Consider the following 15,634-nt stretch of genomic DNA (forward strand, 5'->3'; position numbering starts at 1 on the left):
ATACCTACCGCGAGGGGCCGCGGATACATGACAACGGAGGACCAGTGGAGTCCACGGCTGTGACGAGCATGCAGCCCGCCCTCACGACGCGCCGTGCGCGGCGTGAGGCGGAGCAGCAGACTCAGGCGACGCGCGCGCAGGCGACCCGGAGGACGACGTCGTTCGACCGCTTGGTGACGGGTTCCGTCCCCAAGGCCTCCAAGCCGACGTCCTCGGTGCCCTCCGGGCAACGCTTCATCTCCCGGGCCACGGTGATCGGCACGCTGGCCGCCGCGACCATCGCGGCGCCGCTCACGCAGGCCGCCGACAGGCCGGGAGACTCCCCGTTCGACGTCGAAGCGCCGCACTCCGGGCCCACGATGCTGGACCTCGTGACGCAGCCCGTGGAGCGGCCCGCGACCTCCGCGTCAGTGGTGCGTGCCGAGGCAATCACGCGGCCCGAGTCGGCGGCGAGCCGCTCCCTCGACCGCAGCCCGCTGCCGAGCTGCGACGTCAACGCCCCCGTCGAGGGGACGAACGGCGCGCTCGCGGACCACTCGCTGTGCGAGCTGTGGCAGGCGGGGGAGTACCTGCGTCCGGATGCCGCGATGTCGCTCAGCGCGCTCAACGAGGCATTCCGCGCCGCGTTCGGCCGTGAGCTGTGTCTCGTGGCGAGCTACCGCGACCTCGGGACGCAGTACCAGCTCAGCGCATCCCTTGGCTACTGGGCCGCCTCGCCGGGTACCTCCATGCACGGCTGGGGCCTCGCGATCGACCTCTGTTCCAAGGAGACCAGGGACAGCGACGTCTACGCGTGGCTCTGGGCCAACGCGCCGTCCTACGGCTGGCAGAACCCCTCGTGGGCGCAGCTCGGCGGCAGCAAGTACGAGCCGTGGCATTGGGAGTTCGTGTCGGGCGTCGTCGAGAAGGGCGAGTGGCACGGGTAGTGCTGCTGTGCGGGTAGTGCCGCTGCGCCGGTAGCGCTGCCGGGAGTACTTCAGAGACGCAGGTGGGTGTTCGGCCCGAAGTCCTGGCGGAAGACCGGTCCGTCGCTCGCGAGCTCGGCGGCGAACGCCGGCGCCCACGCGCTGTAGGGCTCCATGGCGAGCGACTCGTTGGAGAACCGGCGGTTGTCGGTGATCTCGGTGACGCAGAAGTCCGGGATCTGCAGGCTGGTGACCGGCCCGGAGCGCTCGCACTCGGCCACCACGAGCGGGTGGTTGGCTCCGCCGAACACGTCGATCGACCAGCCGTCGGCCCCGAGCCAGACGGCGTACCGGATCTTCACGATCGGGGCTCCACCGCGGCGGACGAGCTCGAGGCCGACGCGCGGGTCAAGCTCGCGCTCCGCCTCGTAGCGGGTGCCCCCGACCGCCGGTCCCTTCACGGTCACGGCGGCGAAGTCGATGTCCGCGGTATGCGCCCTGAGGATCTCGGCAGGGTCGGTGTCGGCGGTCAGGTCGGCGTCGATGTCACCGGCCTGGACGCGGACGCGGAGGGCGTAGCCGTCGTCGGCCAGGAAGTACGACTGGACGATGAGGGCGGGCGCGTCCCGGAGCTCGGCCGGGAGGTCGCGCACGAAGAACCGGCGTTCGAACTCGAAGTCGGCGTAGCCGCGGTCGGGGTCGGCCGCGGCAGGCTCGTCGAAGCGATCGTCGCTCATGAGAGGTCCCTGTCCTGCTCGCTTGCCATGCTCGGCAGACGACTGTCTGCAGATGATTTAAGGAGTCTACGCAACCGGCTTCGCGCTGGGCGTGTGACCGGGCGCGTGACCGGGCGTGTGGCCGGGCGTGTAGCCGGCAACGAACTCGCTCAGCGCCGCCGTGAGCTCCTCCGGGCGGCTGTCGATGCTCCCGGGCTTGAGGACCACCGGCGTCCCGACCACGAGGGCGTTGACCGAGGCCGCGATGCGCCGGACGAACGTCCGCTGGCGGACGACGACGGCCCTCGGGTCCGAGACGTCCACGGCGAGCACCCGCCGGAAGGCCAGCCGGGTCTCGCGGATGCCGGTCACCTCCGACCAGAGCACCTGCTCGACGCCGAGGTTGGGCAGCCAGTCGGTGAGGCCGTCGTCGTCGAGCGTGAGCACGGGCCAGTCGGGGAGCAAGAGGCGGCGCACGACGATGAGGCCCATGCCGGTGAAGACCAGGACGCCGATCGCACTCGCGGACACGGCGACCAGCGCGAACCGTGAGCCGGTGGTCTGCGCGGCGTCGAAGCCGAGGCGGGCGGCGATCGCGCACAGCACCACCAGCGCGAGAGTGGCGAGCGCGAGGGTGAGCACGTGCGCGCGGGACGGATAGAAGTCCACGGACTCGTCGGGCATACCGGGACACTAGCGGCACTTTGGATGTGATCGGTAGCCCGGTGCCTCGAACCGCCCGGGGGCCAAAATGGCGAAGGGCCCCCGGTCCGCGTTGTCGCAGATCAGAGGCCCTACCTGGTGGTGCGCCTGAAGGGATTCGAACCCCCGACCTTCTGCTCCGGAGGCAGATGCTCTATCCACTGAGCTACAGGCGCGTGGCCGACGTCCAGGAGCTGGTGCTCACCGTATCGGCCGAAACGAGACTACCAGGTGACGGACCTGGGGCGTGCATTGATACCTGTGACGAGCATCGTGCCTGACGGCGACCGGCGCACCCGCGCACACCAGTCGCCGTCGGGCACATACTCACGCTCACCAGGCAACCTTCTTACGGCCGCGTGCGTCTGTGTGCCGTGAATCGACGAAGAGCCCGACCCGTTCTGCGTACGGACGTGTACGCAGGTGACGACGACCAGAGGTGGACACGTGAGTGACGACGCGGTGGTCCTGGATGACCCCCGTGCCATCGTGGTGACCACGGGCACGCGGGCCGACCGGTTCACGACGTTCGCCAGGGAGCGATCACCCGAGCTGTCCCGCATCGCCTATCTGCTGTGCGGTGACGTGCATCGGGCAGCCGACCTGGTGCAGCTCGCACTGGAGCGGACGTACCGGGCCTGGAACCGGGTGGGCGACGGCGATCCGTTCGCCTACGCCCGGAGGGTGATCGCCACAGCCCGGATCGATTCCTGGCGGCGGACCAAGCACGACGTGCTCGTGGCCCCGGCAGACCTTCGCCCGGGTTCCGCATCGGACGGCACGCAGCACGTCGTCGACCGCGACGAACTGGTGCGGGCACTACGTCAGCTCCCGGCAGGACAGCGGCGCATCGTCGTCCTGCGCTACCTGCTAGACCGCACGGAGAAGCAGACCGCCGAGGACCTCGGTATCTCCGTGGGTGCCGTGAAGTCTGGCGCGTCGCGCGGCCTCGACCGGCTGCGGCAGATCCTCGGCAAGGGGATCCCACGATCAGCGACGGCGACGGCGACGAACGACACGACCACGCGGAAGGAGGCGAAGTGATGAAGGAGCAGAGCGACACCCTGGTGAAGCTGATCCACGACGCCGCGGGTCAGGTCGGGCCCCTGGACGGAATCGATGGTGAGGCGATGGCACGGCGGGCGATCCGCCACGAGCGCACGCGTCGAGGTGTGATCGGGGGCGCCGTAGCCATCGTGCTGGTGACCCTGGGCACCGTAGGAACGGCCTGGATTACCGAAAGACCGCTGCTGCCGGCGGTTCTGCCGTGGATGCACGACGAGGTTCGCTCGGACGGCCTCGTCTTCGAGGTGCCGGACGACTACGAGGAGTTCAGCCCCACGGGGGACCCGATGTGGGGACTCGACCCGGTGATCCCGGGCGAGCTGGACATGGACTCCCTTCCGTCGGCTGAGTCGTGGGTCGCCGTCGACCCGGTGGACGGTGTGCCGCTCGTGGGCAGGCAGGTCGGCAACCCGGTGGTCGACACCGAGGTGCCCGGGGCGGTGGCGGCAAAGTACTCCTGGTACACCGCGGACGGCGCCGGCGAGCCGATGGCCGACGAGCTCACGGCGGACGCGGGCGACTTCGTGGGCGAGCTGGACGTCGAGCTCGTCGACGGGACGGTGGTGAGGGTCACCATGAAGCTCCACGACGACGCCACGCCGCAGGCCACCTTCGAGCGGCTCGTCGGCACGGTTCGGATCGACGAGGAGTACGAAGGCCCGGAGACATTGCCGATGATTCCCCAGGAGGACCTGCCGCTCCTCAAGACGGGCGAAGTGCCCGCGTCATGGCGAGAGGCAGAGTTCCACGGTCTGGAGTACGCGGTGCCCGGGGACTGGGGGACCGGCCTGAGCGCGGAGAACGTTGGCGAGACGCAGATCCTCAAGCGGCCCGACGGCAAGGTGGAGCTCCGGATGGAGCTGACCGACCACTTGATGTACCTCGACAACGCCCAGATGGCCGCCGAGTACGCCGAGCTCGGCGATGAACTCGGGGACTACTACCGCTTCGACCTGGCGGGCTCGGACGTGGCGCAGGTCCGGATCGAGCGTTTCGACGGCGAGTACCAGGCCTATATCGAGGTGCGTCGCGCCGGCGGCAGGGGCTACATCGTGAACTTCTTCGGTCGCCCCGGTGCCGGGGACCTCGACGACGACCTCGCGGCGCTCCTCGGCAGCCTCGGCTTGACCGCGGCGTCGAAGGACGGAGCCATTGCCTACGACGACCTGGATCCCGCGGACCCGCTGCTGCAGGACCCGCCGTCGGACTGGGAACCGGTCACGTTCGAGGGCCTTGAGATGAGCCTGCCGCAGGAGCTCAAGAGCGACGAGGGGTCGTGGGGAATCTGGAACAGCGACTCCCCGGACTCCTGGGAGGACCTGTCGATCTCGCTCTGGGATCTGGAGGCGTACGAGCAGCCCTTCGACCTCGATGAGAGCGGGTACCGGTACGAGCCGCCCGGTACAGCACGCGGGGTCGTGACCGTCGGGACTGACCCCGAGACCGGCGAGAGCTTCCTGGGGCACGCCACCTTCTGGCTGACGGCCGACGGGCGCAAGTCGTTCGAGGTCCGGTACGAGGGCTCGGGCGCGACCGAGGAACGGTGGTGGCAGATCCTCGCGTCGCTGGACGCAGGCGATCTGGACGTGTCCTGACCGCTGTCCGATACCCCTGTCCGACGCCGGCCGGTGCACCCAGCTGCACCGGCCGGCGTCGGACATTCACGATCCGCGAAATTCCCACGCTCACCAGGCAACTTTCCTGAGGCTGCGTGCGTCTGTGTGCCGTGAATCTACGAAGAGCCGAACCCTGTCCGCGTACGGACGTGTGCGGTCATCGACGAACGAGGTGGTAGGGATGGCGAGTGAAGACGCCGCAGGCCAGGTCGGCCCCTTGGAGGAGACCGACGGCGCTGCGCTGGAAGCGCGGGTGACCCGCCGTCAGCGGCCACGGCGCGGTGTGCTGGGGGGCGTGGTGGTTCTCGCCGTCCTGGCCCTCGCGGCCGTCGGCGCCTTCGTCGCCGGCGGACGGCAGCTCCTGCCGGCCGGGTGGGGGACGTCCGGAGACGCGCCGGCCGGCTGGACCGAGGTGTCCGAAGCCGGACTGACGCTGGCGGTCCCGCAGGGTTTCGAGCCCTACGAGGAGATGGGCGTCGGCTGGGTCGTCGAACCGGAGCAGGACGACGAGTTCGGTGACTACTCCGCGGTGATCGTCCAGCCCTGGCCGCTCTCGGACGAGAGTCCGTTTCCCGAGACGTACAGCCAGCCGGTCGAGACGGAAGTGCCCGGCGCGGCGTCGGCCGAGTACGCATGGACTACTGAGGAAGACGCCCTCGGCGACCTCGAGGGCGCGCTGGACGTCGAGCTGGAGTCCGGCAGGACGATCCGGCTCATGATCATCCTGGCCGATGTGCCGGACCCCGAGGGGATGCTCGAGCAGCTCGTGGGCACCGTGCAGGTCGACCCGTCCTTCGACGAGAGCACGCTGGCGATGCCCGAGGACGAGCAGCCCGTTCTCGACGTCGTGGAAGAGCTTCCGTCCGGGTGGGAGACTCAGGAGCACCAGGGCCTGACGTTCGCCGTGCCGGAGGACTGGGTGGAGGACGACACCTCCGCTGCCCGGGACGCCCGCTGGCCGGCCGTGTCGATGAACGACGCGGCGGGGGAGTTCCGGCTGAAGGCGACCGTTCTCTCGTCCACGTTCGACTCGGACGAGGAGCACAGCTACATGTACGTCTTCGAGCCACCGCCGGGGGCCGACCGGGCAGGCGCCGAGCTGACTCCGGACGGCGGGACGCTCACCGCCTGGCTCGAGGTGCGCAAGGCCGGGGGCCGCACCTACTCGATCGACATGCAGGTCCCGGAGGGCGAGGACGGCGAACGCCTGGTGAGCACGGTCGCCGGAAGCCTGGAGTTCACGGCCGAGGCGGACGATGTGCCCTCCTATGCGGACCTGGCGGACGCCCAGCCCCTGATCGACGACGCACCGGAGATCCCGGAGGACTGGGTGGTCGTGGAGGGCGCTGGCTTCAGCCTGCGGGTACCGCCGGGCTGGGCCGACCCGGGCGCTACCCAGGACGGCGAGATCCTGCTCAACGCCCCGTCGGATGCCGGGCCGGACGAGAGCGTCGACGCGATGCTGGTGGAACCCGGTGTCACCGGCTTCGACGAGATCCCTGTCGGCGGGTATCGCCTCGACATCCCGGGCGCTGACCAGGCGACCATCAGGATGGGCGACTACACGGAGTACGGGGAGCTCGGCGTGTTCCGCGCTCATGCCGAGATCCGTCTGGCTGACGGCAGCCACCTGATGGTGGGCTACGACGGCGGGTCCGGCCCCGAGTTCGAGGAGCGCTTCTGGCAGATCCTCGGCAGCCTCGAGATAGCCACCGGTTGACACCCGTGTCCGACGTCGGTGGCGCGCACCAGCACGGGGCGCGCCACCGCCGTCGGACATCACGTTCCCGGCCTGTGGAAAGTGTGGGCTGTGTGTCGGCGCTCGCCCGTAGAATCGTCGAGTGACACCTTCCGAGCTCTCTGAAGCGCTGAGCGCTGCCCTTGCCGCGGCCGTCGCCGACGGCACACTCGCCCTGCCCGCCGACGCCGTCCCGGCGTCGGTCCACGTGGAGCGACCCAGGCAGCGAGAGCACGGGGACTGGGCCACGAACGTCGCCCTTCAGCTCGCGAAGAAGGCCGGCACGACGCCGCGTGCGCTGGCCGAGGACCTGGCCGCCCGCCTCGGTGCGACCCCCGGCATCAAGTCGGTGGGCGTCGCCGGCCCGGGCTTCCTCAACATCACGCTCGACGCCGCAGCGGCCGGCGAGCTCGCGCGCACCATCGTGGAGGCGGGCGCTGCGTACGGCCGGGGCGAGGCCCTGGCCGGCCAGGTGATCAACCTGGAGTTCATCAGCGCCAACCCGACCGGTCCGCTGCACATCGGGCACACGCGGTGGGCAGCGCTGGGCGACTCGCTGGCGCGCATCCTCCGGGCCGCCGGCGCCGAGGTCGCCGCTGAGTACTACATCAACGACGCCGGTGCGCAGATGGACCGCTTCGGCGAGTCCGTGCTGGCGCGGGCAACGGGCGGCGAGGTGCCCGAGGGCGGCTACCGCGGCGAGTACGTCAAGGAGCTCGCGGCCAAGGTGCTCGCGGACCGCCCGGACCTGCCGGAGCTGCCGCGCGACGAGGCCGTCGCGGTCGCTCGCGAGGCGGGCTACGCGCACCAGCTCGCCGAGATCCGCGACGTGCTGGCGAACTTCGGCGTGCACTTCGACGTCTGGTTCTCGGAGCGCGAGCTGCACAGCTCGGGCGCCGTCGAGAAGGCGGTGGCCCGCCTGCGGGAGCAGGGTCACGTGTTCGACAAGGAGGGCGCGGTCTGGCTGCGTACCACCGACTTCACGGACGACAAGGATCGCGTGATGATCCGGGCGAACGGCGAGCCCACGTACTTCGCCTCCGACGCCGCCTACTACCTGTCCAAGAAGGACCGCGGGTTCCCCGGCAAGATCTATCTGCTGGGCGCCGACCACCACGGATACGTCAACCGCCTCAAGGCCATCGCGGCCTGCGCGGGGGACGACCCGGAGACCAACATCGAGGTCCTGATCGGCCAGCTCGTCAATGTCGGCGGCGCCAAGCTGTCCAAGCGCGCGGGCAACATCATCGAGCTGCGCGACCTGGTCGACTGGATCGGCAAGGACGCCGTCCGCTACTCCCTGGCCCGCTACCCCGCGGACTCGCCGCTGGAGCTGCAGGGCGAGGACATGATCAAGCAGTCCAACGACAACCCCGTGTTCTACGTGCAGTACGCGCACAGCCGCACGGTCCAGATCGGGATCAAGGCCGTCGAGCGTGGCGTGCGCCGCGCCGACGGGTTCGACCCGTCGTACCTGTCGCACGCCTCCGAGACGGCACTGATCGGGCGCCTCACCGAGTTCCCGCGGATCGTGGCCCAGGCCGGCGAGCTGCGAGAGCCGCACCGCGTGGCCCGGTACCTCGAGGCGCTCGCCGGTGACTTCCACGCCTGGTACAACGACGACGACAAGCTGCGCGTCACCCCGTACCCGGACGAAGAGGTCACGGACGCGCACCGCGCCCGCCTCTGGCTGAACGACGCCGTCCGCTCGGTCCTCGCCAACGGCCTGGACCTGCTGGGCGTGAGCGCGCCGGAGCGGATGTGACGGGCGCGCCCTGGTCGAGCGGCGTCGGGCGGCTGTCCGACGGTGCGCTCGCAGTCGGAGGAGTCGACGTTCGCGACCTCGCCGCCGAGCACGGCACACCCGCCTACGTGCTGGACGAGGCCGACTTCCGCATGCGGGCCCGCGCCTACCGCACGGCGTTCGAGGCGGCCTTCGGCGCCGTGGGCGCAGGCGTGGACGTGTACTACGCCGGGAAGGCGCTGCTCACCGTGGCGGTCGCACGCTGGGCGCGCGAGGAGGGCCTCCGGGTCGACACGGCGTCGGGCGGCGAGCTCGCGATCGCGCTGCGCGCGGAGGTTCCCGGCGCGGAGATCGGGCTGCACGGCAACAACAAGTCCGACGGCGAGATCCTGCGCGCCCTGGACGCCGGGGTGGGCCGCATCATCGTGGACTCGCTGGTAGAGATCGAGCGGGTCGCGCGGCTCGCGGCAGAGCGCGGACTGGTGGCGCCGGTGATGGTCCGGGTGACCACGGGGGTGCACGCGGGCGGGCACGAGTACATCGCGACGGCCCACGAGGACCAGAAGTTCGGGCTGTCCGTGAACCCGGTGGGCGGCCCCGACCAGCGCGGCGAGAGCCCCGCGATGGTCGCGCTGCTGGAGGTGCTCAAGCATCCCGAGCTGAAGCTGCTCGGCATCCACTCGCACATCGGCTCGCAGATCCTCGACCCGGACGGGTTCGAGGCCGCCGCCCGTGTGGTGCTGCGCCTCCGGGCGGACCTGGCCGAGAGGTCGGGCGTGCTGGTCGGCGAGGTCGATCTCGGCGGCGGCTACGGCATCGCTTACCTGCCGGGCGACGTCGCGCTCGACCCGGAGCGGGTGGCCAAGGACATCGCGCAGTCAGTGGCCGGGGTGTGCCGCGAGCTGGGCACGAGCCTTCCGCGGTTCTCGATCGAGCCGGGCCGGGCGATCGTCGGCCCTGCGGGCCTCACGCTCTACACGGTCGGCACGGTCAAGGCAGTGACGGTCTCGGCCGACGGCGGCGCCGACTTCACACGCACCTACGTATCCGTCGACGGCGGGATGAGCGACAACATCCGCCCCGCCCTGTACGGGGCCGCGTACCACGCGGAGGTCGTGGGCCGGTCGTCCGCCGCGGAGACCGTACTGGCGCGCGTGGTGGGCAAGCACTGCGAGTCCGGCGACATCGTGGTTCACGAGGTGCAGCTCCCCGCCGACGTTCGTGCGGGCGACCTGCTCGCCGTCGCCGCGACCGGCGCCTACGGCCGCTCGATGGCGTCTAACTACAACATGCTGCCCCGCCCACCGGTGGTCGCGGTGTCCGACGGCGTCTCGCGCGTGCTGGTGCGCCGCGAGACGGAGGACGACCTGCTGGGTCTCGACCAGGGCTGACGCTCTCGACCCCCGGCGTCGGCCCGGGGTCGAGAGCGTCTGCGAGGTGCTCCGGCGAGGTGCTCCGGCGAGGTGCTTCGGGCCGGGTGCTCCGGTCAGGTGCTCCGGCTATGTGCTTCTGGCCGGGTGCTCCGGTCAGGCGTTCTGCGCGTCGTCCACGTGGCAGCCCTCGGCGGAATCGCCGTAGTCGTCGATGTGCCCGTCGATCTCCTTGGTCAGGTCCTCGATCTGCACGGTGAGCTTGTCCATCTCCGCCCCGACGGCCTCGGCCGCCTCGACGTTGCCCACGGTGACGGCGGCGATGAAGTCGTTCAGCCCCTCCACGTACGTGAGGGTCTTTTCGTCCAGCTTCTCGGAGACCTCGAGCATCGCGTCCGCGTCGTCGATCGCACCGATGCAGGCCGTGGCCGTGCTCTCGGCTCGCTCCTTGGCCGTCTCGAGGTCCTCGATCGAGGCTTCTGCCTCGGCGAGGCTCTCCTCGGCAGTGGCGAGGCCCGCCGAGAGCGCGGCGGCGCGCGACTCCCACTCGTTGGCCGAGACCGCACCGAGCACGCCCCACACGATCGCGCCGACCAGCAGCACCGCCAGCACGAGCGCCGCGACGTTGGCCTTGAGGAACGCCACGGCTCTGCCGGGCGCACGGCCTGGCCCGGCGACGGCCGGCGCCGGCACAGGGGACTCGGGCTCGGGCGCGAGCTCGGAAGCTTGTGCGGGCGCCGGAGGTGATGCTGGCTGAGCAGGCGATGCCGGCTCAGTGGGCAGTGCCGGCTGAGCAGGCGATGCCGATTCGGCGGGCTGTGTGGGTCCAGAGGCCGGCGTTGGTTCAGTGGGGCTTGATGCAGTCAGTTCGGCCGGGGCGGCCGGTTCAGCGGCGGGACGCGCGCTCTCGTCGTCGGACATGCGGGCAACGTACCGGCCGAAAATGGCCGGAAAGCGCCAAAGCCAGCCGATCGCAGGAAGTTCACCCGACGGATTGCCGGCCCCCGCCGGTCGCGCGAGGCGAGCAGCGGGGGCCGGGTTCCGACTACGGCCGGTCGATAGAGATCGTCGGTGAGGTCCAGGTCTCCCAGTGGTCGGAGTTCCAGAACTCGCCGTCGGCCTTCAGCGCCTTGAGGGAGAGCACGTAGTCGCCGTCGGGCACGCTCTTCGTGTCCCCGCGGACCGTGGTGTACGTGCCGTCCCACGCGTAGGCGGTGAACCCTCCGGCGGTCTCGTTCCGGCTCTCGCCGGTCACGTCGACGGCGTACGCACCGCGGCGGTCCACAGGGCGGCCGGTCGCGGCGTCGAGCACCGTGACCTGCAGCTTCTCCACCTGATGCTGGAAGTGGACCAGCGTGTACGGCACGTCGGGCAGCCCGCCGACGGTACCGAGCGTGTAAGTGCCGCCGTCCGGCATCAGCTCGTAGTCGCCCTGCGGGTCGATGCAGTCGAGCTCGATGAGCTCGGCGCACGCTGTGATGCTCGCGACCGACGGCAGATCGGCCACCACCTCGCCGTTCGACAGGATCGGCGTGATCGGGTCGATGGCCTGGTAGTCGCCCGCGTATCCGGCGTACGGCACGGAGTAAGCGGTGCCGTCGTCGGACGTGACCACGACGTATCCGCCATAGATCAGCTGGTCGGCATCCGTCGCCTCGGGCGGGGTGACCGTCACGCCGACGACGCCGGAGCGGCCCGGCTGCAGCGTCACCGACTCGCGGCTGAACGACACGTCCGCGTAAGCATCCGCGAACGACGGCGCGAAGGTGTTGCCGTACGTCGCGAGCGCGGGTGTGTGCGACACGGTGTACGTGGCCGTCGCGCGAGTGGTGTTGCGGACCGTTACCCACTTGGTCGTCGTTCCGGTCCTGGTGGCGCTCTCACCGAGCGCGAGCTTCGCGGGCAGCACGCTCGCACCCGCCTGCACGGCACCCGGGATGTCGAGCATGCCGGCACCCTGCCGGTGCACGTTCTCGGTGTACCCGGCTCCCGGCGCGCCGAACCACTTCGCCGGGTCCGCGCTGTTCTGCATGATGTCCCGGACCTGCCACGCCCGCAGGCGCGGGTTCGCCTCGAGCAGCAGGGCTGCGGCGCCCGCGACGTGCGGCGACGCCATCGATGTGCCCGAGTTGACGCCGTGGCCGCCCTGCTCCAGCGGCAGGGTCGAGTTGATGTTGCCGCCGGGGGCGCCGATGTCCGGCTTCAGGGCCAGGTCGGGCGACAGGCCGTACGAGCTGAACGAACTGATCAGGCCGCCCGTCGGGCTTGGCGCGGACACCTCGTCGTCGGTCCAGGTGAGTGTCACCTCGGTGCCGGCGGCGAGCTCGGCCGCGAGTGCCTGGCCCTCCGCCTGCGAGATCCCGATTCCCGGGATGCCGCGGTCCACGACGCCACCGCCGGAGAACAGGCCCGGGCTCGAGTTGTAGATCACGACAGCAGTGGCACCGGCCTGGGCCGCCGTCGCGTACTTCTCCTCGAAGGTGCACGAACCGCGTGCGATGAGCGCGGTCTTGCCCGCGACGTCGGCCTCCAGCGGAATGCCGACGCTGGGGCAGACCTTTCCGGCGTCGACCAGCGGGTCAGTGGTGCCCTCGGTGGGCGGGGCAGCGACGCTGCTCAGCCCGAGGTAGGGCACGGACGTGCCTGACGGGTTCGCGACAGCGGATCGTGCGGTGACGTGCGTGTTGTCGAACGACGCGACGCCGATGACCTTCTCGCCCAGGCCGGGCGCTCCCGCCGAGTACAGGCCGGAGGCCCCAGAGTTGCCGATCGAGGCGACCACGACCATGCCGCGGTCGACGAGCCGGTTGCTCGCGGTAGCCGTCGGGTACGTCGGCCAGGAGTAGGCGGAGCCGATGGACATGTTCAGCACGTCCATGTCGTCCGCCAGTGCGCGCTCCATGGCCGCGATCATGATGTCCGCGTCGGTGGAGCCCTCACAGCCGAACACGCGGTACGCCCCGAAGGAGACGCCGGGCGCCACGCCCGTGATCCCGCCGTCCCGGCCCTCGCCGTTCGCGCCGACGATGCCCGCCACGTGGGTGCCGTGGCCCTGGCAGTCGTCCGGTACGGCGTCGGGGTGCGGGACTCGCCTGTCGGGGTCGCTCGAAGCGGCGTTGTAGTCGTCGCCGACCAGGTCGTAGCCCGCGACCACGCGGCTGTTCGGGAAGCCGGGGCCGCCCAGGTCGGGGTGGTCGATGTCGACGCCCGTGTCCATGACGGCGACCTTCACGCCCTCGCCCGTCAAACCGAGCTCGTTCTGCGCGATGTCGGCGCCTGTCATGCCGAGCGCCGTCGCGAGATCCGGCTTGTTGCCGGGGCCGCCGGCGGGAGTCTCCGGGATCTCGATCTGCGTCATGGGGTAGATCGCCTTGACGCCTTCGGTGCGCTGCAACCGCCCGAGCTGGGCCGAGTCCATGTTGATGGAGTAGCCGTTGAACAGGGTGTGAAACGTGCGCCGGACCGAGTAGTCGACGCCCGCGTCGTTGGCGGCCGCGCGGAAGTCCCGGCGCTCGGCCGTCAGGGTCTCTGCGTCCGTGCCTGACGACGCCGGCTCGCTCTCCAGCTCGACGAACCACGAGCCCTTGGTCTCGTTGACCAGCGTGCTGTCGACGGAGCTCGGTATGTCGTGCACCGGCGCAATCGGGTCGATGGCGCTGGTCTCCAGCCCGGCCGTCGCGCCCTGGGCTACGAGGCCCTGGGTGGTGACCCCGCCGGCAGCCAGTGCGAGCGCGGCGAGCGCTCCGAGGTACCTGCTGCGATTCATACGCGTGCTCCCCGTTCGGAAGGCCCCTGAGGCATATGTGTGTTCCCTTATGTGAAGAAAACGTGACGCGGGACACCGTAGGACAGAGTGCCCGTGCAAGGAAGGTTTGGCGCGGGTGCTCTGGGCGATTTGCACCATTGGTAGTTGGTTTGAGCCGGGCGTTTGGTGGCGCTTCAGTCGGTATCGGTAGTCTTCGTAGCGGTTCTGTTCGTGCTGTCGGTCTGTGTGCCACCGCTGTCGAGGAGGCCGCCGACCACGCTACCTACGACTCCGTCGACGGTCCCGTCGACCAGCTCGACAGTTCCGGCCAGCACGTCCTCGACGAGTCCCGGGTCCGCCGGAGAGGTGTCCCCAGGGGCGTCGTCCGGGTCCCCGTGTGTGGGCGGCTCGGACGGCGCAGGTTCCGACGGCGGCGGGGCCGGCGCCTCCGGCTCCGGTTCGGTCCGCCTCTCCGACGAGCTGCCGGTGGCGGCGGGTGCTCCGTCGTCGCTACCCGTGCTTCCGCCGGACGCGGGGTCGCTTCCGGCCCCTCGCTGGGCGGCGGTCGACAGGAAGGCCGGGTTCGCGACGCCTGCGGGTGCCCAGGTACCGACGTCGGACGGGTTGATGGCGCGGTTCGGGATGGAGCCTGCTGCGAAGAACTCGAAGTGCCACGGCTCAGGCTTGGCGCCGCCGAGCTGGGCCCACGAGGGGTTGTCCCAGCCGTAGTCGGGCGCGTGGAGGCGTAGCCACATGTATTCGGGTGAGCTGCCGCCGGCAATGGGGTCGTCCAGGTCGATCGCGAGGCCCCAGCCGTGGTTAGACGTGCCCGGGATCGCCGCGAGGTGGGGCTTTGTGTCCCTGACCGCGATCTGCATCTCATAGGAGCGGTACGAGTCCGTCAGCGGGATCGGGTAGCCGAACTCCCTCTCGAACCGTGCGCTGAGCGCCGTCAGCCGCTCCGCGGCGTCGCAGCGCAGCAGGTGCCCGGGCGCGAACTCGAGCGGGCAGAGCACGTCGGCGGGGATGCGGCCGTTCGCGTACCCGACGGTGGAGCTGCCATAAGCGGCCACAGTCTGCAGCAGATTCCGGCGGAGCGAGGTTCCGGCGTCTGGCAGCGTCTCGATCAGCGCGGTAGGCGACGACGGATCAAGCATGTTGGCGAGCCGCATCGCCGCGACGGCCACCTCGTCGAAGGTCACGTAGCCAGGGCCTTGCGCCTCGGTGTGGGGACGTGACGACGGCCGTGCCTCGAACACCGTCCGTGCCGAGGCTGGAATTGTCTGGGTCTGGGTCTGGGTCTGGGGCTGGGTCGGCTGGGCCCGACCGCGCTGGGCCTGCTCGGGTACGACCGACGACACCCGCTCAGCCTTCTCGGTCACGAGCAACGACACCTGCTCGGCTGACACCGGGGCGTCAGCCACCTCCCGCGTGCTCGCCTTGCCTGCAGCGGGGGCGGTATCGACCCGGAGCGGCTCGTCGGCCTGGGCGAGCGCGAGCTGCTGAGCCTGATACGTGGTGTAGAGCATCCCGAGCTCTGCCGCCGCCTGCGCGATGCTCGGGCTGAGCGACGAGTCCCGCTGCCGCAGCGTCCGCTCGGCCCGGTCCAGGACCGCGAGCACCTGGCTGACCGTGACGCCCATGGACGCGGCTGGGGCGGCAAGTGCGTCCTGGCTCACGCCGCTCAGCCCCGCCCGCGGTTGATCGGTGCCCGTCTCTGCGTGTGACGTCGCCATGTTTGATGCCGCGCAAGCGACCGAGTTGGCTGCCGCTGAACTTGATGCCACGGTGCCCGACGTCGGCGCGCTCGCCGACGCACTGACCAGAACTCCGCCGGTCACCGCCAGAGCGACAGCTCCTGTCCAGGCGGTGCGGGCGCGTCGGCCGGCCGCTGCGCGGCGCGGATTCGCTCCACCTTTCCGCAGAAACGCGGCGCCCGGCTGGTGCTTGTTCGAACTGTGTTCGCCGGCCAGGTCTTCGCTGGCCTGTTGTTCGCTGGCCTGTTGTTCGCTCGCCTCTTGCCCGCTCGGCAG

At 70.4% G+C, this 15,634-nt stretch carries 11 protein-coding genes and 1 tRNA gene; 6 read left to right on the forward strand and 6 right to left on the reverse strand.

Annotation, left to right across the window (positions count from 1 at the left end):
• The first annotated feature begins 44 nt into the window (after positions 1 to 44).
• Positions 45 to 926 carry a M15 family metallopeptidase gene (locus IE250_RS12630; protein ID WP_229872401.1) on the forward strand — a complete coding sequence of 294 codons (882 nt, stop codon included), beginning with the start codon at positions 45 to 47 and terminating at the stop codon, positions 924 to 926.
• Positions 927 to 976: 50 nt separating this feature from the next.
• Here the strand turns inward: IE250_RS12630 and IE250_RS12635 are convergent, their stop codons facing one another.
• From IE250_RS12635 to IE250_RS12645, 3 genes are all read right to left on the reverse strand, one after another.
• Positions 977 to 1,642 (reverse strand): CYTH domain-containing protein, encoded by a 666-nt coding sequence (locus IE250_RS12635; RefSeq protein WP_189669612.1) that lies wholly within the window; start codon positions 1,640 to 1,642, stop codon positions 977 to 979.
• Positions 1,643 to 1,708: 66 nt separating this feature from the next.
• Entirely contained in the window at positions 1,709 to 2,305 is a 597-nt protein-coding gene (locus tag IE250_RS12640) for an STM3941 family protein (protein ID WP_189669613.1), read from the reverse strand.
• Positions 2,306 to 2,423: 118 nt separating this feature from the next.
• Positions 2,424 to 2,499, reverse strand: a tRNA-Arg gene (locus tag IE250_RS12645).
• A 271-nt stretch (positions 2,500 to 2,770) separates the two neighbouring features.
• Between IE250_RS12645 and IE250_RS12650 the strand changes: the two genes are divergently transcribed.
• The 5 genes from IE250_RS12650 to lysA all read left to right on the forward strand — a co-directional run bounded on the left by IE250_RS12650 (position 2,771) and on the right by lysA (position 9,877).
• Positions 2,771 to 3,367 carry a SigE family RNA polymerase sigma factor gene (locus tag IE250_RS12650; protein ID WP_189669614.1) on the forward strand — a complete coding sequence of 199 codons (597 nt, stop codon included), beginning with the start codon at positions 2,771 to 2,773 and terminating at the stop codon, positions 3,365 to 3,367.
• Positions 3,367 to 4,983, forward strand: coding sequence for a hypothetical protein (locus IE250_RS12655; RefSeq protein ID WP_189669615.1), 1,617 nt, complete (start codon positions 3,367 to 3,369; stop codon positions 4,981 to 4,983). The genes IE250_RS12650 and IE250_RS12655 overlap by 1 nt, the downstream gene beginning before the upstream one ends.
• Before the next feature lie 202 nt (positions 4,984 to 5,185).
• Entirely contained in the window at positions 5,186 to 6,724 is a 1,539-nt protein-coding gene (locus IE250_RS12660; RefSeq protein ID WP_189669616.1) for a hypothetical protein, read from the forward strand.
• A gap of 121 nt (positions 6,725 to 6,845) precedes the next feature.
• Positions 6,846 to 8,507, forward strand: coding sequence for an arginine--tRNA ligase (gene argS, locus IE250_RS12665; RefSeq protein ID WP_189669617.1), 1,662 nt, complete (start codon positions 6,846 to 6,848; stop codon positions 8,505 to 8,507).
• Positions 8,504 to 9,877, forward strand: a complete 1,374-nt coding sequence (lysA, locus tag IE250_RS12670; RefSeq protein WP_189669618.1) for a diaminopimelate decarboxylase — start codon at positions 8,504 to 8,506, stop codon at positions 9,875 to 9,877. The genes argS and lysA overlap by 4 nt, the downstream gene beginning before the upstream one ends.
• A gap of 135 nt (positions 9,878 to 10,012) precedes the next feature.
• Here lysA and IE250_RS12675 read toward each other — a convergent pair whose 3' ends face one another.
• From IE250_RS12675 to IE250_RS12685, 3 genes are all read right to left on the reverse strand, one after another.
• Entirely contained in the window at positions 10,013 to 10,501 is a 489-nt protein-coding gene (locus tag IE250_RS12675; RefSeq protein ID WP_189669619.1) for a hypothetical protein, read from the reverse strand.
• Positions 10,502 to 10,901: 400 nt separating this feature from the next.
• Positions 10,902 to 13,622, reverse strand: a complete 2,721-nt coding sequence (locus tag IE250_RS25060) for a S8 family serine peptidase (protein ID WP_189669620.1) — start codon at positions 13,620 to 13,622, stop codon at positions 10,902 to 10,904.
• A 173-nt stretch (positions 13,623 to 13,795) separates the two neighbouring features.
• Entirely contained in the window at positions 13,796 to 15,280 is a 1,485-nt protein-coding gene (locus tag IE250_RS12685) for a M15 family metallopeptidase (protein ID WP_189669621.1), read from the reverse strand.
• Positions 15,281 to 15,634: the final 354 nt, after the last annotated feature.

Origin of the sequence: Promicromonospora soli (assembly GCF_014653785.1) — a bacterium.
GTDB lineage: Bacteria > Actinomycetota > Actinomycetes > Actinomycetales > Cellulomonadaceae > Promicromonospora > Promicromonospora soli.